The organism is Paraburkholderia lebeckiae, from assembly GCF_014201005.1.
GTDB lineage: Bacteria > Pseudomonadota > Gammaproteobacteria > Burkholderiales > Burkholderiaceae > Paraburkholderia > Paraburkholderia tuberum.
The window spans coordinates 24,614-43,624 of the sequence record NZ_JACHDK010000009.1 but is presented as its reverse complement, the minus strand read 5'-3'; the positions used below and the strand labels follow the sequence as shown (position 1 = coordinate 43,624).

Genomic DNA, 19,011 nt, shown 5'->3' with positions numbered 1-19,011 from the left:
CCAAACACGGCTTTCTGGTTCTTGCACCTTGCTTCGCGCTCTTCGCGCGCACTACCGACTACTCACTGCTCGTCCGCGCGACGCAGACGATCTGGAGCGCACTGCCTTCCCGTTCGCTACGTGCTGTTTGCACGCGGTCCGCCCACGTAATCGAACACTGGCAATGTCATCAGGATGAAGAGAAACGGAATCACTTCGATCGATTGATAGAAGAGCGTTTGAAATAAAGCGGCCCACACGCACAACGAAATCCGGCTCGCGCTGCTCGCGAGTTTCGTCACCGATATCAGCACGCCGTAATAGAAGATCGCGCCCATCAGGCCGATATTCAGAATCTGCTGCAGCACGCTCGATTCGACGACGCCGAACTCCTGTTTCACCGGCTCGGGTGCCGAGTTCGTGACGAGCCCAAAGTACGTGCCGGCGATCACGTTGACCGGCAATACGAGCGACTTGGCCTTCTCCCATGCTTCGGCGCGGCCGTCGTTGCCGTCCGATTGCAGATCGGTCGCGCTTACGAGCCGTTCGGTGCCGACGTTGACGACACTATCGTTCTGACTGCTCACGGCGACGCCGAAGATCATGATTGCCATCGTCGCGAACACGGTGGCAACGATCAGTTTCGCGTTTCTCGTGATGAACTGGATCGGCGCCTGCACGAACGCGAGCCCGAACGTGCCGAGAATGATCAGCATGCCGCTACGCGACAGCGCTGAGAAAATCGCGAAGCTGAGCACCGCGCACGCGAGGCCCGACAGCACGTTCTTGCGCACCAGATAGTCGACGCCGCACAGCGACGCGGCAATCGCGACGAACAGCGGGTAGTGCAGATAGCTGCCGGTCAGCGACGGCGCGCGCAGATTGTCGAAGCCGTACGTCGCGCCGGGCAGATCGATCGGGAAAACGTTCTGCTGCTGCGCGAGCGCGACGGCCGCCTCGATCAGCGCGATCAGCACGAGCCCCGCATAGGCGACGCGCGGCCGCACGAAGCGCTTCTGATAGTTCGAGATCGCGTAGAAATAGATGAACAGCGTGAAGATGAAGACGAACAGATAGGACGGCCCGAGCTCACCGGTGAGCGCGAGCGTCGCGACGATCGACAGCCCGGTCGAGAACAGCATGCCCACGAGGAAGCCGAACGACAGGCGACCTTCGTCGCGGAAGTAAGCGGCAATCGCTGTCGGCGAGATGTACCACGCGAGCAGCCCGACGATGCCGCCGACCTGGATCAGATAGGCGGCGTCCTTGCCGATCAGATACTCGAGCACGCCGCGCGAGGCACACAGCACGACGGCCAGCAGATAGGCAATGGTGGCGATCATGGCGTCAGGCCTGATACGCCACGGAGGCGTTGACGTTGACCGGATCACCGCGGTAGATGCGCTCGATCACGTCCTGGAACTCATCGATTTCGCAGACGTTGAGCAAGGTGCCGTCGTGCTCGACGCCTTCCGCGCCGAGCGGCGTCGAGACGACAGGCAGTTTCGCCGCGAGCATTTCGAGCGTCTTGAGCTTGACGCCGGCGCCCGACAGCAGCGGCACCACGCCGATATCGGCGGACTCGAAGAACTTGCCCGGATTTTCGACGAAGCCGGTCACGCAAATTTCGTCGCTATTCAGGCGCTTTACGCGCTCGCTCGGATCGGAGCCGACCACGAACAGCTTCAGTTGCAGGCCGCGCCGGCGCAGCGGCAGAAAAATCGTGTCGACGAAATTGAGCAGCGCCTCTTCGTTTTCACGGCGTTGCATCGCCCCCCAGAACAGGATGTTGCCTTTCTCGACCGTGTCTTTGGAGCGCCGCACTTCCTTCAGAAACTCCGGCAGTGAGATCGGCACGACCTGCAACGCGCCGACCCCGGGGTACAGGCCGTTGATCAGTTGCGCGTCCTTGCTGGACAGCACGAGCACCTTGTCGGCCAGCTTCAGCAGACGCTGCTCGAGCATGAACGTCTGCCGGATGAACAGCCATCCTTCGATGGACTTGATGCGCAACATGACCTGGATCTGCAAGTCATGCGCGCACATCACGATCTTCACGCGGTCGTGGAAACGGTCGCGCAGATTCTGGGCATACGCAAAGCATTGCGAGAACTCGAGCCGCACGGTGTCGTATCGGTTCCTGTCGACGAGCTCGCAGAGGAACTTGCCGATCGCGGGTTTATAGCGCGAGAACAGGCGCGGTGAAAAAGTCAGCGGATTCGCGAGGAACGACGGGATCAGGTCGAACCGGCTCACGTACTGGATGTACACGTTGCGCACGTTCGCGCGGAACTCGATGTCCTTTTCGTCGACCGGCACGCGCGACACGATCAGCACGTCGAGCTCCGATTCCGCGCTCAGTTTGATCAGGTAGTCGTAGGCCAAACGGTGGCCAGCTTGCGGCGCGTTTTTCTGAGGCAGAAAAGGCGTGACAAATAGCTGTTTCATCCGAGTAGTCCCTTGCCTGTACGGTATGCGCCCGGTAAGCGCGGCCGTAAGATCCCTTCGCATTGCCACGTTGGTTTTCTGATCGGTCCAGTCGGGCGCTACGCCCCGCTCCGCGGGCGCGTCGCGAACCAGGCGCCGCGCTTATCTGTCGTACGGTTTGTAGATGTAGGCCGCGTAGCGATAGCGTCCGTAGCCGTAGCTGTAGCGTCCCGGCCGCATCCGCAGTCCGTTCATGATCACGCCGCGCACCGGCAGACCGACCTTCTGCATCTGGCGGACCGACTCACGCAGCTCGCCGATGCCCGTGACACCCTGACGCGCGACGAAGAACGTCGTGCCTGCCACGCAGGCGAGCCGGACCGCATCCGCCGCGAGCAGCACCGGCGGTCCGTCGAGCAGCACGACGTCGTAGCCGGTCGCGACCTGGCGCAGCACCGCTTCGAGCCGTGTGTTCGACAGCACGTCGCTCGGGCTCGTAACCTGGCGGCCGCTCGCGATGAAGTCGACACCCTGGAAACGGGTCGCGCGAATCAGCTCTTCGGGACGGTGCGCGCCCTGGATCAGATCGGTGAGGCCGGGACCGCGATCGCCGCCGAGATGCCGATGCAGGAAGCCGCGACGCAGGTCGCCGTCGATCAGCAGGACGCGCTTGCCGGTCGCACCGATTACCGCGGCGAGATTCAGCGACACGAACGACTTGCCGATGCCCGGCGTCGGGCCCGTGATCAGCACAATCTGGTTGCGCGCCTTGGTCATCGTGAATTCGAGCGCGGTGCGAAAGCCACGCAGACTTTCGATGGCCGGATCGATCACCGCTTCGCCCGCAAGAACGAGCGCCTTCGATTCCGGACGGCGACGGCTGTGCGCGAACCGCTCTTCCTGACGGCTGAACGGCACGCTCGCGTAGACCGGCAAACCAGTGCGCAGCTCGACTTCGTACGGATCGTCGATCGCGTCGAACAGACGCTGACGCACGAGCGCGATCACCGAGCCGACGAACACGCCCAGCATCAGCGCGCCGATGATGATCAGCAGCGGCTTGGGCCGCACCGGCGTATCGGGAGCGACGGCGCCGTCGACGATGCGCACGTTGCCGGCCTTACCCGCCTTGATCAGCTTCAGCTGTTCGAGCGTATTGCGCAGCGACGTATCGAGCTCGGTGCCGACCTGCACGTCGCGCTGCAGGCGCAGCACGTTCTGTTCGAGCGGCGGCAGCGATTGCGTCCGGCTCGCGAGATCTTTCGCTTCCTGTTGCGCCGCATGCAACTGCGCGTTGACCGACTGCACGGCCGGATGCTGGTCGGTGAAGCGCGTCAGCAGTTCATTGCGCTTCTGTTGAAGTTCCGCGAGCCGCGTCTGCGTCTGAACCGACAGCTGCAGCAGGTTGGTCGCTTCCTCGCCGAGATCGACGGTGCCATGCTTCGCGCGGAAGTCGTTGAAGCGCGTTTCCGAAGCGGAAAGCTGCTGGCGCATTTCCGGAAGCTGTATTTCGAGGAAACGGATCGAACGCTCCGCTTCCTCGGATTTGCGCTTCAGGTTCTGGCTCACGTATTCGCCAGCGATGGTCGCGAGAATCGCGCTGATCCTCTTCGGATCGCTGCCTTCGAGCGACACGCCGAGGATGTCCGATTCCTTGCCTTTTTCCGAGATCGTCAGTTCCTTGCGCAGCTTTTCGGTCGTCGTCAGCGCGGACTGGCGCCGCACTTCGAAGGTCGCGCCGGGCTTCGCCTCGATCCGGTCGACGACGAGCGTGAGCGGCCCGTAGTTGGTCGTCGCGCTCAGCGGTTCGCCGACCGTGCCGTCGAGCTTCAGCTTGCCGTATTGCAACTCGTAGCTCGATCCCTCGCCCATCTTCAGTACGAACGGACGGTCGAATAGCTCTTCGGGGACGTCGAATTTCGACACCGTGATGCGCTCGTTGCCGTACACGTAGCCGTGCGGTCCCGGCGTCGACAGATGATCGGAATGACGGCCGAGCCAGCGGCCCAACAGCGGGAAGTAGCGCGGCGCCGCTTCGATGTCGAGATTGAGCTTCTCGACCGCGCGGCCCACCACCATGCGCGAGCCGATCACCTGTGCCTCGCCTGACGTCGCGGTCTTCACGTCGAACATCGCGGACACGTCGCCGATCACGCTCTTGGACGAGGTACCCGCGTTCTCCTCGACCTGCACCAGAATGTCCGCGCGATACACGGGTTGGGAGAACACCGAATAAGCGATGCCGAGCGCGACCGCGATGGCCGTCGTGATGGCAATCAGCTTGCGATTGTCGTACAGCGCATCCAGATAGTTCGCGAAGCCTGCCGGCGGATGTTCGATGTTGTTGTTCCGGCTATCGAACGGTGTACTGCTTTGGTTCATGCGAGTTCTCCCAAAGTCTCGACGGTTTGCCACTTATTCTCGGCGCCGGGACCGGCACGTCGCCGCATCCAGTCATGCCTGTGTCCATCGAGCTGACCGCCTCGATCGGACGGGGGTAGCTGATTTACGCCACATCGGCTACCTTTGTGTGTAACAGCGCCTATGCGAAGTCGGCTCTTTTCCCTAACATCGCACCACATGCTTTCTTACGGACCCCGAAATGAACAAACTTCTTGCCGCCGTATTGCCGGTATTGCTGACCGCCCAGGCGGGTTACGCGCAGAGCATCGTGTCCGCCGCCTCTTCCGCTTATGCGCCGCGTTATGTGGCCAAACACTCGCAACTCGACGCGATGACGCCTCATGCGGCCAGTTCCACCACGCTCTACGGCTCCTCGTCGGACTTCGCGTACGCTAAAAAGAACCGCTATGTCGCGCCCAACGTGTACACCCAAACGAAAAACAGCCTTCCGAAGCAGAAACGTACAAGCGTTGCACAGCCTGTCCGCGGCAAGAACTCAGCGGACCCCTACGGCAGCGATTTGTGGAATTCAGACCAGACCTACGCGTCTCCCGAGACCTCCGATCCGTACAGCGTGCGCTGAGCTGTAGCGCATCACCGTCTGGATCCCCCCGTATCGCCGATGTGGCCGCTTGCGGCCACATTCCTGTTTGGTTGAACTGACTGCCGGGCCTGGTAGCGAAGGTTCCCCGATTAGCCGCGTCTCGTCCGCCGTTTTTCCACGCAAACGCTCACGACATACACATGCTTTTGTTCTGATGAGTCTGGCTTTTTCGCCGACCCACTGAGCCGATCATCGCCGACTCCGCGCCGTCACCGCGGCCTCGTTTACCCTGTCGAGCCACGCGCTTCAGCGCTCGATAAAATACCTTTCCTTGGCGATCATAATATTCAGAGAGCCCGTCCTTACAACGTTCGGCAGCGCACACAAAAGCCGATTGCTACAGGATTGCTTCAGACAAATCACGCGATAAGAAACGCGTGTTTTAAAGCTACGATAACGGCGCGGATATACACGCCGTTTGCCACAATCAGCGCCGGCTATTTTCAGGGCGCCGGACGCGGATTATCCGCATAGCGCGCGCGTCGGCGCGACGATGCGACGTGCGTCGAACTTTCGCCGATATGCATGATTTCAGCCAGACGCCGCGCGTAATGCTCGGGCAGATATTCTTCGACGTCGTACTTTCTGTGTTCATCGGCAAGATGAATGGCGAGTTCGCCGAGCGCCTGTTTCAGACTGCCCGGATCGAACTTGAACTTGATCTTGTTGCCGACCGATTCCGCGGTCACCGCCATGCTGCCGCCATCGCGAACCAGCACCGGCAGACCGAGCATCGCCGCCTCGATCACGACAAGGGGCGCGTTCTCCGCGCCCACCGACGGCACGACCACCGCATCGGCGAACTCGCGCATGGCGGGAAACAACTGCTGCTGCGGCATCGTGCCGAACAGGATCAGCTTGCGCTGTGCGATCAGCGACGCGTAACGCTGCTCGATCGCCGCGCGGTCCGGGCCGTCGCCGTAAACGCCGATGCTATTGATGCGCTCGAAGCCCGCCGCCTCGCAGAGCGTCAGAAATTGCAGCAAGCCTTTCTCCGGCGAGATCCGTCCGACGAACGCGATGTTGAAGCGCTCCTTGTCACGCACCGTGACGATTGGCATCGCGGTCGGTACCGCCGACGGATTGTGCACGATGACGGTATTCTCGATGCCGACGCGATGCAGCGCCTGCTGCATGAACAGGCTCGGACACAAGATCCTGTCGAACACGCGCGCAGGCTGATAGGCCGCGCGCACCGCGTGCCACCACGCCTTCGTCATCAGATCGTGCACGAGGCCCTTCGGCGTCGGCCGCAACGTGAAGACCGCGCGTGTGCGCAGCACGTCGAGCGGCAGAATGATCGGACGCTTATCTTTGTCGAAGTACTGCAGCGACGGGTTGTAGTAGACGAGATGATAGTCGTGGCAGGTGTGATACGCGCGGTAACCGAACTGACGCTCGTGCCGCGCGATCACGCTGAGAATCGAAGGCGACAGCACGTTGTGGTAGTTGTGCACCATCAGCCGATGCGGCCGGAAACGATGCAGCGCCTTTTCGAGCGCGCGCGCGGCGGTCGTGTTCCAGGAGCGCGACAGCATCGTCGAGCGCGCGGAAAACTGGCTATCGTCGAAACGCTCGACCTCGACGCCGGGCAGCGTGCCCAACAGCTCGGCCGATTGTTGATAGACCACTTCCGCGCCGCCCATGTGCGCGTAATCGTTGATCACCAGTACCCTGCAGCGCTGCATGTTCTCCTCCTGTCGTTTGCCCCTCGTGCCGTCTCGCGAAAAACCCGGACGGCTTTGCCCGGACGAATCGCTCCGTCCAGGCGCTCCCTCTGTTCAAAACTGCGGAAACTTGCCGCGCCAGCCTCCACCCTCGCGCAGATACCGCAGAAACAGCGCAATGCCGCTCAATTGCGCCGCGAAGCGCAGCGTCGATGCCGCATCGTCGATGATGATCGTGCGCAGCCGGTACGGATCGGTGTGCTGATCGTTCCAGCCGATGTCGCAGGTGCGCGCGGTTTTGAAGCCCGCGGCCCGCACGAACTCCACTTCGCGTTCACCGTAATTGCCGTTCGGATACGCGAAGTGCTCGCACGGTTGTTGCAGCAGCGCCGCGATCTCATGGCGGCTGTCGCGGATTTCGGCCTCGCTTTCAGCGTCGCTGCAATGCGTGAGGATCGGATGGAAGCGCGTATGCGCCTGGAAGTCGATGTGCTCGCGCATCGCCTGCATCGCTTCGATCGACAGGCCGGTCGGCCGGTCGTCGCCGTCCTGCTGGTAGCCTTGGGCCGCCAGCGCGGCGAGGCGCTCGTCGTTCGTCATCCGCTTCAGACGTTCATGGCCGACGCGCAGCGAGCCCGGATGCAGCCACCAGTGACTGCGCGGCCGTCCGACGATGCGGCTGCACAGGAAGATCGTCGGGCGCACGTTGTGCTTGATGAACACCGGCAACAGCTTCGCGTTGCCCGCGTGGCCGTCGTCGAGCGTGATCGCCACGCGTGGCCGGCCGCGGCCGGGCGCGCTGACGTCGGTCAACGGCACGAACTCGCACAGCTTGCCGAGATAAGTCAGGTGGCGGTCGAGCGTGTCCGGATCGGGATCGTGATAAAGCAGCACGGCCACGCGATCGCGCCACAGCACCTTGCGCGTGAACCACGCGAGCCCCGAAATCAGGACGAAGCCCGCGAGCATCTCCTTCACGAGCAGCTTGTAGCGCTTCATGCGGCGCCCGCGGTAGCTGTCGGACAGGTGCGAGCGCGCAGGCGCGCCAGTTGCTTGGGTTTTATTCACCTGAGCGCTCCGGCATGGGTGCATGGGCGACGGGCCACGTGCGTTGCCGCGCACCCGCTTTCAACGAACCGATAATGTGCCGCGCCACGGTCGGCGACGCGTGCTTGGTTCCATAGACGAAGCGCATCACGGGCCCGAAGCTGTGCGCGCACGCGGGTCCGATCACATAGAGGCCGCGCACGCGCGTTTCGTAATGCGACGTCAGGTCGGGCATGCCGCCCTGATTCGAAATCGCGTCGGCCAGATCTTTGGACAGGAACGCGTGCTGCCGCATGTCGGTTTTGAAACCGGTCGCGGCGATCACGTGATCGGCGCTCACCCGCGCTTCCTTGCCGTCGGTCAGCACGTTCAGTACGACGCGGTCGTTTTCGACCGCCGCGGAGCGCACCACGGTGCGATGCGAGATCTGCACCTTGCCGACCACGCGATCGTGCAGCCACCACGCGCCGGACGCGCCGTACGTGTGCTCCATGATCTGCTTGCGGCGTCGCGGGTCGAGCATGTGGAACACGCCCGGAAACTCGGACAGGAACAGCGAGCGCCAGCCGCGCCCCAGTCCCGCGTCGGGCCCCTTGATGCGCGACAGGATGTTGCGACCGCCCTGCGGCCGCTCATGCCACACCACGCTGCTCTCGCGCATCAGCACGTGTGCGCGCGCGCCGAGCTCGTTGAGAAGCGCGGACAGCCCGAGCGCCGACTGCCCGCCGCCGACGATCGCAATGTCCTTGCCGCGCGCCCACTCGAGGTTCCCATACAGCTCCGAATGCGACGCATATTGCGCCGGCAAGTCCCGCAGCGCCGGCGGGGTTTGCGCGAAGCCCTTCAGGCCGAGCGCGATCACGACTCTGCGCGCGGCGAGCGAGCGGCCGTCGCTCAGCGACAGCTGGAACTGATCGCCGACGCGGCGCAATGCGAGCACGTCGACCGGCCGGATTTCGCCGACCAGATTCGACTGGAACCACAACCCGTACTCGACGAAGGTTTCGAGCGTCAGCGCCATGCCGAGCGGTTGGTAAGGCAGTCCTTTCAGGCGGCAGTAGTCTTCGACGGTAAAGCCGCTGCGCGGCGCGTGCAGGCTCGACGCGAAAGCCTCGGAGCGCAGCAGCATGCCGGGCGGCATGTAGTTGCGCCACGCTCCCATCGGCTCCCCGAGGATCTGGTGATCCACGCCGGCGGCCTTCAGATGCGCGGCCAGAGAAGACCCGTAGGGCCCCGCGCCAATGATGATGGTATCGGTCAAAGACATTGCTGGTCTCCAGGGGGAACGGCTTGCGTCGCCAGCGTCAGGCTTTGGCCTGACGCGACTCAGGCGCCCTGATCGCTTTTTTCCAGCTGCGCTTCATGCGTCGCAGCGGATTCATCACGACATAGTGCTGCAACGCTGGGAACGGATCGTTCCAGCGGAAATAGCCATCGAAAATTTTTGTGCGCTCGCTCAGCAATTCGGGCGGCGGCCGGTCGGAAAACGTCGCGCGCCACGCAACCGGTTGCCGGCTCAGGCGCTCGACGGGCAATGGCAGGCCGAGTTCATGGCGGTACGCGGCAAGCGGAATGTTGACGCCGCACAGCGTCGCGATCTCCTCCTGCCAGTCCGTGCGGCCGACCGTCGGCTCGACCATCACGAACTCGTTGTAGTTGTCGTCCCACTTGTACTCGATGCTGCCCATGCCGTCGAAACCGGCCAGCTCGGCGAAGCGCCGCGTCAGCGGTTCGAGCGTCCCGCGCGCTTCGGGCGCGGCCACGCAGATCGCGGTATTGCCGACGCCCGGCGGCGAGCTCAACACCTTGCGGCCGGTGAACATGCTGACCACGTTGCCGTCGGCGCCGCGATAGAACAGCGTGAAGTGGATGTTGCTGTCAGGCCCCTCGATCCACTCCTGCGCGATGAGGCCGCCCGGCGTCGCGAGCATCGCGATAGCGCGATCGCGTGCATGCTGCAGCGTGTCGACGCGCACCGCGCGTTCTTTCTCGCCGCGCAGCACGTTGCGCTTGTCGTCCGGTTTCAGCACGCACGGGTAGCGCAATTCGGCCAGCCGTTCGATGTCGGCAAGCTTGTCGAGCACAACCGAGCGCGGCACCGGAAAGCCATGCCGCTGCGCGAATTCGTGAAAGCGCGCCTTGCTCGACAACATCTTGACGGTGTCGTCGGCCGGCAGGCGGAACCGATACCAGTGCGACAAAGCCGCCCGATTTTCCGACACCGCATGCACCGCGTCTTCGTCGGTCAGAATCAGAACTGGCAGACGATCGAACCGCTTGCCGAGTTCGATCATTTCATCAACGAATATTTTCCCGACAAAACTCTTTACCTGATACGCATGAACGTGTCGGCACCACGTCGCCGCGCGGGTCCTCGTATCGACTGCGATAACCGGAACGCGGGCCTGCGCGAGCGATCGCGCCACCCCCAGTCCGTTCAACTCTGCTCCAACGATAACTCCTGCCGATTGACCTGAGTCGTATGCGCTCGCCATAGTGTCGATATCCTTGCTTCGTACGTGCGCGGACCCTCGAAGACAGACTTCGAGACTCCACGCAATCGAATTATCGAATCGGATAGAAATCCTTTTTTATCGCCTCTTGGGGGCGCTTTGGCGTTAAAGCCTGGTTCCGGCGGCATGCATGCATGAGCGCGGCAGGCACGTCCTGGCACGCGCCGTGTGTCGAATCATGGTCTTGCGATTTACCGCAGCGTGAGCATTGCGCTGCTCTCGCCGTGACCTACTTTACGTTTCGGCCTGATCTCGATACGTGCGCCGGCGCACAGAGGGCAATAGAAAGCAAGAAAGGAAGAAAACCCTTTAGAAAGGCGCAGAGCCTTATTCCGTAATGGTTTCGACGATTTTGCCATTGTTATGTAAAAAGGTTGCGAAGCATTAATTTATTGCAGCGCCATAATGGCGGAAAAAAACTTTCTAATGGGACTATAAAGTGCTGGATCGCACAAAAGATATGCGCTGCGAATGCTATTCGTAGCGCATCGGAGAAATGTTTATTTACCTTCGCTCAAGCCGCGCTCGAGCGCCGCGACACCCGCCGGCAGATCGACCTTGACGCCGAGATCGACCATCGTGCGGCCCAGCGCATGCACGGTGCGAAACAGGTTGTGCTCGCGGCACTGTTCGCCCATCTGGCCGATACGCACGATCGGCAGACCGAACGAGCCGGAGATTTCCACCTGATGCTGCCGCGAGATATGCGCGCAGACGTCGGCGGGACTTAGGCCGTCCGGCACTTCGATGCCGACCACCGAATTCAGGCGGCAATTCTCCGGCGCATACAGTTGCAGGCCCATCGCGGTGACGCCTTGTTGCAACGCGAGCGAGCATTTCAGATGGCGCGCGAAGCGCTTCTCCAGCGTTTCCGCGCAGACGAGACGCAGCGCCTCGTGCAGCGCGAGCACGCCCGACACTGGCGCCGTGTAGTGATACCCGGCGTTGTGCCAGAAGTTTTCCGCCAGCGACGCATCGAGGCACCAGTGCGTATTGGGCACCGTGCGGCCTTTGACGCGCGCCCAGGCCGCGTCTGAAAACGCAATCAGCGACACGCCCGGAATCGATGACAAGCCCTTCTGGCCGCCGGTGATCACCGCGTCGATGCCCCAGGTATCCATTTCGAGCGGCATCGTGCTCAGCGTGCAGACCGCGTCGACGATCACGAGCGCGCCCGCTTCCTTCGCAAGCGCGGCGATGTCTTTCAGATGATGATTCCACACGGTGTTCGAGGTCTCGCCCTGCACGACCGTGACGACCTCGGGACGCTCGCGGCGCAGCGCGTCGGCGATCTGGTCGAGACTCGCGACCGTGCGGTCCGCGACTTCGAGCATGCTCACGCGCGCGCCGACGCGCCGGCCCATTTCGCCCATGCGGTCGCTGAAGAAGCCGTTCTTGATGCACAGCATGCGCGTGCCTTCCCACGCGAGATTGGAGATCGCCATCTCCATCGCGCCCGATCCCGGTCCCGCGACGCCGAGCACCCACTTCGACTGCGTCTGGAACACGTAGCGCGCCATCGTTTTCACCTGGTTCACCACCTTCGCCATCGTGCCGCCCAGATGGTTGATCACGATCGCATTGGCCTTCGCGACCGCGGCGGGAATCGGCACGGGGCCGGCGCCCATCATCAGCAGCGGTTCTTCGGGAAGGATGGCGTCGAGTGATTCGACTATCGGACAGGGGACGGACGAAGCAATGGTAGTGGAGGTCGAAGTCGGCATGATCGGTGTATGAATGTGAAGCGCAAAGGAACGAACGGCCTCGCGGCAGGCACGCCGCTCGAGGCCGTTCGTCCGATCATTCACTGAACCGTGTGATTGCGCAAGTTTTTTGGCCGAGGTAGCCAGCCGTCACGCGCGAGCGGTACCCGCGTTCACCACATCACCCTACTCTTTCATTCGCGAAGTCGCCTAACATCGAGAAACAGCTTCTTCGGAGCCCGATATGCGCACGATCCTGTTCAGCAGTCGTCAATACGACGTCGATACATTCACCGAGGCCAATGCCGCGCATGGCTATGAACTGCATTTCCAGGAATCCCCTCTCGACAGCGAGACCGCGATCCTCGCGCATGGCTACGACGTGGTCTGCCCGTTCGTCAACGACAGCGTCGACGCCGCCACGCTCGAACGGCTTCATGCGGGCGGCACGCGCATGATCGCGCTGCGCTCGGCGGGCTTCAATCACGTCGACCTCGCGGCGGCCGAGCGGCTCGGCATGCCGGTCGCACGCGTGCCGGCCTACTCGCCGTACGCGGTCGCCGAACATGCGGCCGGGCTGATTCTCGCGCTGAACCGGCGCCTGCCGCGCGCGGTCGCGCGCACGCGCGAAGGCGACTTCTCGCTGCATGGCCTGCTCGGCTTCGACCTGCATGGCAAGACGGTCGGCGTGATCGGCGCGGGCATCATCGGCCGGGTGTTCGCGCGCATCATGGCGGGCTTCGGCATGCAGGTGCTCGCCTACGATCCGGGGCCGCCGGCCGACGAACTGCTCGCGCTCGGCGCGCGCTACGTGCCGCTCGATACCTTGCTCGCCGAATCGGACGTCGTCAGTCTGCATTGCCCGCTGTTGCCCGACACCTATCACCTGATCGACCGCGCCGCGCTGGCGAAGATGAAGCGCGGCGCGATGCTGATCAACACCGGGCGCGGCGGGCTCGTCGAGGCGAACGCACTGATCGGCGCGTTGAAGGACGGCCAGCTCGGCCATCTCGGGCTCGACGTGTACGAGGAAGAAGGCGGCATCTTCTTCGAGGATCACTCGAATCTGCCGCTACAGGACGACGTGCTCGCGCGTCTGTTGATGTTTCCGAACGTGATCGTCACCGCGCACCAGGCGTTCTTCACGCGCGAGGCGATGACCGAGATCGCGCAGACCACGCTCGCGAACATCGCGGCGTGGCAGGCGGGCACGCCGCGCAACCTCGTGCAGGCGGGGTAGCCGTGATAACCATGGCGTACGCGACTTACCGCGGACCGCGAAAGTCAGACGTCGCTGTCGCTTCCCAATTGGGTCGCGCGAATCGCGGTGCGGGCATCATCTGCCGCGCCGCACAGCTCACGCAGCAATCCCGCCTCGCGCTCGTGCACTTCGACCGGACACCAGCGCGCGCCCGCCTCGGCCAGATAGCGCGCGCGATGCTGGCCGTTGCGAAACGCCACCACCCCCTCGCGCTCGATGCCGAACCAGCCGAGCAGTCCCGGCGCGCGACGCGTGGAGATCGTCACGTAGGGCATCTGCGGAATCCGCGGGCTGTCGGGATCGAGAAACTCGCGAATGCCGCGGACCTTGCCCGCGTGCCATTCGGCGACCGGCTTCAGCACGTAATCGGTGTTGTCGCGATTCGCGCACACGAGCAGCTTGCGCAGATCGACGAGTACGACCTGGTGACGTGTGCCGTCGGCGACGAAGACGCGCTTCAGACGCACATGGTCGTACCACGCGTGCTCGTGCAACGGCACGATCCAGACAGCTTCGGCGCAGCCCGGGGCGCGGGCCGGCGATGAATTGGGCAAAGGCAGGGACAAAGGCAGGCTCGGCAAGCTGGCGGCAGAACGCCAGAGCATTAATAGAGCGCTAACGCTACGAGCCGGACGTGACGGAAACATGACAGCCTACCGGATTAATTACGCCGCATGAGCGCATGGCAACACGGCCTGATCGACAGGCAAACGGGGAGCTTCAGATACCCTTCAGGTATACATAACGATGATAGCCTTCCAATATTTCAATAACGATGTGCGAATCGAGTCGAATGACGGCAACGGTGTCGCTACGATCGTGCTGGAGAGGCCCGCGCGGCGCAATGCGGTCGATCGGCAGGTGGCTGAGGCGTTGAGCGCTGCGTTCAGCCGCTTCGAGGCCGAGCCGGCGTGGCACGCGGCCGTGCTGTTCGGCGCGGGCGGCACGTTTTGCGCGGGCGCGGACCTGGGCGCGCTCGCCGACGCTACGCGCCGCAATGAGCTGCACGCGGACGGCAGCGGCCCGGGGCCGATGGGACCGACACGCACATGGTTCAGCAAGCCGGTGATCGCCGCGATCGCCGGCTATGCGGTGGCGGGTGGGCTCGAGCTTGCCGCGATGTGCGACCTGCGCGTCGTCGAGGAAGATGCGGTACTCGGCGTGTTCTGCCGGCGTGTCGGCATTCCGCTGATCGACGGCGGCACGATCCGGCTGCCGCGACTGATCGGTCTGTCGCGTGCGCTCGATCTGATCCTGACCGGCCGCGCGGTCGATGCGCGCGAGGCGCTTTCGTTCGGGCTCGCCAACCGCGTGGTGCCGAAGGGCGAAGCGCGCGCGGCCGCCGAGCAACTGGCCGCGGAGCTCGCCGCGTTTCCGCAGGCGGCGCTGCTCGCCGATCGTCGCTCCGCGCTCGAGAACAGCACGCTAGACGATCTCGCCGAGGCATTGCGGCGCGAAGGCGCGGGCGGCTACGCGGCGGTCTTCGCCGAGGGCGTGGCGGGCGCGGCGCGCTTTGCGTCCGGCGCGGGCCGTCATGGCGACGCGTTCGACGCGGATCGCGGATAAGACGGCGCCGCGCGATCGGTGAGAGGTTTGCAATCGCCGGTCGCGACACCCCCGCGCGCACGAGACCTGGGTTACCCGAAACGAACAGGAGGAAATGCAATGGCGACGATCTACCGGGAAATCGCCGTGGCAACCACCGCGGCCGATGCATGGGCCGCGCTGCGCGATCCCGCCGAGGTCGCCCGCGTATTCGCGGGCGTGCTGATCGCGGCGCGCATGGAAGGCGACCTGCGCTGGGTCACGTTCGCCGACGGCACCGTGGTCGAGGAACGCGTGATTGCCATCGACGATGCCCACATGCGGCTCGCCTACTCGGTGGGCGGCGGGCGCTTCGAGCATCATCATGCGACGCTGCAGGTCGTGGCCGACACGCCCGCACATTGCCGCGTGATCTGGATCGCCGACTTCAAGCCCGACGATCGCAGCAACGTGGTCGAAGCGCTGACGGATGCGGGCTGCGCGGCACTCGGGCGCAACCTCGCGCGGCGCTGAACGCCGCCCGGCGGCTCGGGCTCCCGCCGCCGCGTTCCACAAAAAACAACAGCTTTCCTGACAGCCTGCAGGCCAGATTTGACTTAGGTAGAATCCCCTACTGTTTTTCCCTATCCGGCGACAGTGTTTCCGCCTTCGGAATCGCCCGCCCGGCGCCCGTTTTCCGCGCCGCTTCACGCGTCACACTCCATCATCGCCATGCCTTTGCCTCTGCTTGCCCTTGCCGTTGCCGCGTTTGGAATCGGTACCACCGAGTTCGTCATCATGGGCCTGTTGCCCGATGTCGCGCGCGATCTGTCCGTGTCGATTCCGGCGGCTGGCATGCTGGTGTCCGCGTATGCGCTCGGCGTCACGATCGGCGCGCCGATCGTCGCGATCGCGGTTGCCAACATGCCGCGCAAAAAGGCGCTGATGAGCCTGATCGGCGTGTTCATCGTCGGCAATCTGCTGTGCGCGATCGCGCCGGGCTATGCGGTGCTGATGGCCGCGCGCATCGTCACCGCGTTCTGCCACGGCGCGTTTTTCGGCATCGGCTCGGTGGTCGCGGCCGGGCTCGTCGCGCCGAATCGCCGCGCGCAGGCAATCGCGCTGATGTTCACCGGCCTCACGCTCGCCAACGTGCTCGGCGTGCCGCTCGGCACCGCGCTCGGCCAGGCGGTCGGCTGGCGCGCTACTTTCTGGGCCGTGACCGGCATCGGCGTGCTGGCGGCGGCCGCGCTCGCGGTGTGCCTGCCCGCGAAGATCGAGATGCACAAGGCGAGCCTCGTGCGCGAATTCAGCGTGCTGAAGAACCCGCAGGTGCTGATGGTGCTCGGTATCAGCGTGCTCGCGTCGGCGAGCCTGTTTTCGACCTTCACCTACATCACGCCGATTCTCGAAGACGTGACCGGCTTCACGCCGCACGCGGTCACCATGGTGCTGCTCTTGTTCGGCCTCGGCCTGACGGTCGGCAGCACGCTCGGCGGCAAGCTCGCGGACTGGCGGCTGATGCCCTCGCTGGTCGCGTTCCTGATGGCGATCGTCGTGATCCTGTGCGTGTTCGCGGGCACGATGCACGCGCGCACTCCAGCGATGCTGACCGTGTTCGTGTGGGGGGTGCTCGCATTCGCGATCGTGCCGCCGCTGCAGATGTTGATCGTCGATCGGGCGAGCCACGCGCCGAATCTGGCGTCGACGCTGAATCAGGGGGCGTTCAACCTCGGCAACGCGACCGGCGCGTGGCTCGGCGGCACGGCGATCGGCGCCGGCGCGCCGCTGACGACGCTGCCGTGGGTCGGCGTCGCGACCGCGCTCGGCGCGCTGTTGTTGACATTGTGGTCGGTGTCGATCGAGCGGCGGCTGGCCGTGGCGGGGTGAGCTGCGCCGGCGGATCTCGCTGCGGGCGCCGAGTTGACGAATAGACGCTAATTGCTGGCTTTTACGATCTATACGCAGGGTGATAATCTCAACCCACGTTGCGCGGACACTCGACAAACGGCCCCTATTCGTGGCGCCGCCGCAAGCAGCGGGGAGTCCGTCATGGTCTCGATGCGCCTGTTGCTCCGTGCCAGCCTGTTGGGCACGGCGATCGCGGTAGCCGCGATCGTCGCGGCGAACTGTGGAGGCGGCGGAGGCGGAGACAGCAGTGCCCCGACGGGCGCGAGCGTCGGCGCCGGCGGTAGCGGCGCATCCGGCGCATCGACCCCGGCCGCAGCGAGCGGCGGCAGCACCACCAGCGGTGGCACCACGAGCGGCGGCACCACCACCGGTAGCACCGGCGGCTCGGGCACCGCGATGGGCGGCGCATCGGCGGCAGCCGTGCACGACGTGCTCACCTATCACGACGACATCGCGCGCACCGGCCAGAACCTCGGCGAAACCACGCTGACGCCCGCCAACGTGGCGGCTTCGACGTTCGGCAAGGTCGGCTTCTTTAGCGTCGACGGCAAGGTCGACGCGCAGCCGCTATTCGTCGCTTCGCTGGCGATCGCGGGCGGCACGCACAACGTGCTGTACGTCGCGACCGAGAACGACAGTGTGTACGCATTCGATGCCGACACCGGCGCGCCCCTGTGGCAGGTGCGCACACTCGGCACCGGCGAAACCCCGAGCGACGACCTCGGCTGCACCCAGATCGTGAACACCATCGGCATCACCTCGACACCGGTGATCGACCGTTCGCGCGGCACGCATGGCACGATCTACGTGGTCGCGATGTCGAAGGACGCGGCCGGCGGCTACCATCATCGCATTCACGCGCTCGACCTCGCGACCGGCGCCGAGCTGCTGAACGGTCCTACCGAAGTCGCCGCCTCTTACCCGGGCAGCGGCGCGGGCAATACGAACGGCGTCTTGCCGTTCACCACGTCGTTGTACGCGGAGCGCGCGGGGCTGCTGTTGCTCGGCAACACGGTCTACACGTCATGGACCTCGCACTGCGACCACGGCGGCTATACGGGCTGGATCATGGGCTACGGCGCCGACACGTTGCAGCAGACCACCGTGCTCAACCTGGCGCCTAACGGCATCGGCGGCGCGATCTGGATGAGCGGCGCGGGACCGGCGTCGGACGGCTCGTCGATCTATCTGCTCGATGCCAACGGCACGTTCGATACGACGATGACGTCGAGCGGCTTCCCCGCCAACAACGATTTCGGCAATACGTTCCTGAAGCTCGGCACGGCGGGAGGCCTGTCGGTGGCGGACTACTTCGCGATGACGAACGTCGTGCACGAGTCCAACGACGACATCGACCTCGGCTCCGGCGGCGCACTGGTGCTGCCGGACCTGACCGACGCGAGCGGCACCGTACAGCATCTGACGCTCGGTGCGGGCAAGGACAGCACCATCTACGTGCTGAATCGCGACTCGATGGGCAAGTTCAACCCGACAGCCGACAACATCTATCAGGAGATTCCCGCGCAACTGGCCGGCGGCGAGTTCGGCATGCCCGCCTATTTCAACGGGCGCGTGTATTTCGGCTCGGTCGGCGATCATCTGAAGGCGTTCGCCGTGACCAACGCGAAGCTGTCGATCACACCGACCGCGCAAAGCGCGATGACGTTCGCCTATCCCGGGACGACGCCGAGCATCTCGGCGAACGGCACCACGAACGGCATCGTGTGGGCCGCCGAAAACGGCACCGTGGCGGCCTTGCACGCGTTCGACCCGATCACGCTCAACGAGCTGTACAACAGCAACCAGATGGGCACGCGCGATCAGTTCGGCACGGGCAACAAGTTCATCACACCATTGATCGCAAACGGCAAGGTGTATGTCGGCACGACGAATGGGGTGGCGGTGTTCGGGTTGCTGGGTGGGTGAAGCGGACGACGCGCCGATTCATTGCGGCACGGTATGCCCAAGGTCT

The 19,011-nt window shown here is 64.1% G+C and carries 15 protein-coding genes; 6 read left to right on the top strand and 9 right to left on the bottom strand.

Translation table 11 applies throughout. The features are described 5' to 3' along the window. Nucleotides 1-116: 116 nt before the first annotated feature. From HDG39_RS18745 to HDG39_RS18735, 3 genes are all read right to left on the bottom strand, one after another. Complete coding sequence (locus HDG39_RS18745) at nt 117-1,322, bottom strand: hypothetical protein (RefSeq protein ID WP_184007560.1); 1,206 nt, start codon at nt 1,320-1,322, stop codon at nt 117-119. Nucleotides 1,323-1,326: 4 nt separating this feature from the next. Further along, a complete protein-coding gene (locus tag HDG39_RS18740; protein ID WP_184007559.1) occupies nt 1,327-2,427 on the bottom strand; it encodes a glycosyltransferase in 1,101 nt (366 codons plus the stop codon). Between the two features lie 141 nt (nt 2,428-2,568). Continuing rightward, on the bottom strand, nt 2,569-4,788 hold the full coding sequence (locus HDG39_RS18735) for a GNVR domain-containing protein (protein WP_184007557.1): 2,220 nt from the start codon (nt 4,786-4,788) through the stop codon (nt 2,569-2,571). 220 nt (nt 4,789-5,008) lie between these two features. On the opposite strand from HDG39_RS18735, the gene HDG39_RS18730 reads away from it, so the two are divergent. Further along, complete coding sequence (locus tag HDG39_RS18730; RefSeq protein ID WP_184007555.1) at nt 5,009-5,392, top strand: hypothetical protein; 384 nt, start codon at nt 5,009-5,011, stop codon at nt 5,390-5,392. A 464-nt stretch (nt 5,393-5,856) separates the two neighbouring features. On the opposite strand, the gene HDG39_RS18725 is transcribed toward HDG39_RS18730, so the two are convergent. The 5 genes from HDG39_RS18725 to HDG39_RS18705 all read right to left on the bottom strand — a co-directional run bounded on the left by HDG39_RS18725 (nt 5,857) and on the right by HDG39_RS18705 (nt 12,364). Beyond that, nucleotides 5,857-7,101, bottom strand: coding sequence for a glycosyltransferase (locus tag HDG39_RS18725; protein ID WP_018419535.1), 1,245 nt, complete (start codon nt 7,099-7,101; stop codon nt 5,857-5,859). A 93-nt stretch (nt 7,102-7,194) separates the two neighbouring features. Continuing rightward, a complete protein-coding gene (locus HDG39_RS18720; protein ID WP_184007938.1) occupies nt 7,195-8,079 on the bottom strand; it encodes a polysaccharide deacetylase family protein in 885 nt (294 codons plus the stop codon). A gap of 61 nt (nt 8,080-8,140) precedes the next feature. Beyond that, nucleotides 8,141-9,394, bottom strand: a complete 1,254-nt coding sequence (locus tag HDG39_RS18715; RefSeq protein ID WP_184007553.1) for an FAD-dependent oxidoreductase — start codon at nt 9,392-9,394, stop codon at nt 8,141-8,143. Between the two features lie 37 nt (nt 9,395-9,431). Next, nucleotides 9,432-10,421 carry a carboxylate--amine ligase gene (locus HDG39_RS18710; protein WP_260328061.1) on the bottom strand — a complete coding sequence of 330 codons (990 nt, stop codon included), beginning with the start codon at nt 10,419-10,421 and terminating at the stop codon, nt 9,432-9,434. Between the two features lie 719 nt (nt 10,422-11,140). Then, on the bottom strand, nt 11,141-12,364 hold the full coding sequence (locus tag HDG39_RS18705; protein WP_184007549.1) for a pyridoxal-phosphate-dependent aminotransferase family protein: 1,224 nt from the start codon (nt 12,362-12,364) through the stop codon (nt 11,141-11,143). Between the two features lie 223 nt (nt 12,365-12,587). Between HDG39_RS18705 and HDG39_RS18700 the strand changes: the two genes are divergently transcribed. Further along, nucleotides 12,588-13,583, top strand: coding sequence for a 2-hydroxyacid dehydrogenase (locus HDG39_RS18700; protein ID WP_184007547.1), 996 nt, complete (start codon nt 12,588-12,590; stop codon nt 13,581-13,583). A gap of 44 nt (nt 13,584-13,627) precedes the next feature. Here HDG39_RS18700 and HDG39_RS18695 read toward each other — a convergent pair whose 3' ends face one another. Next, the gene (locus HDG39_RS18695; protein ID WP_409259227.1) at nt 13,628-14,209 is read right to left on the bottom strand and encodes a plasmid fertility inhibition factor family protein; all 582 of its coding nucleotides are present in this window, start codon (nt 14,207-14,209) and stop codon (nt 13,628-13,630) included. Between the two features lie 142 nt (nt 14,210-14,351). Between HDG39_RS18695 and HDG39_RS18690 the strand changes: the two genes are divergently transcribed. The 4 genes from HDG39_RS18690 (at nt 14,352) to HDG39_RS18675 (ending at nt 18,965) form a co-directional block, all read left to right on the top strand. After that, nucleotides 14,352-15,170, top strand: a complete 819-nt coding sequence (locus HDG39_RS18690; RefSeq protein ID WP_184007543.1) for a crotonase/enoyl-CoA hydratase family protein — start codon at nt 14,352-14,354, stop codon at nt 15,168-15,170. Nucleotides 15,171-15,269: 99 nt separating this feature from the next. Further along, nucleotides 15,270-15,662 (top strand): SRPBCC family protein, encoded by a 393-nt coding sequence (locus HDG39_RS18685; RefSeq protein ID WP_184007541.1) that lies wholly within the window; start codon nt 15,270-15,272, stop codon nt 15,660-15,662. Nucleotides 15,663-15,860: 198 nt separating this feature from the next. Further along, nucleotides 15,861-17,018, top strand: a complete 1,158-nt coding sequence (locus HDG39_RS18680; protein WP_184007539.1) for an MFS transporter — start codon at nt 15,861-15,863, stop codon at nt 17,016-17,018. Between the two features lie 162 nt (nt 17,019-17,180). After that, nucleotides 17,181-18,965, top strand: a complete 1,785-nt coding sequence (locus HDG39_RS18675) for an outer membrane protein assembly factor BamB family protein (protein ID WP_184007537.1) — start codon at nt 17,181-17,183, stop codon at nt 18,963-18,965. The last annotated feature ends 46 nt before the right edge of the window (nt 18,966-19,011 follow it).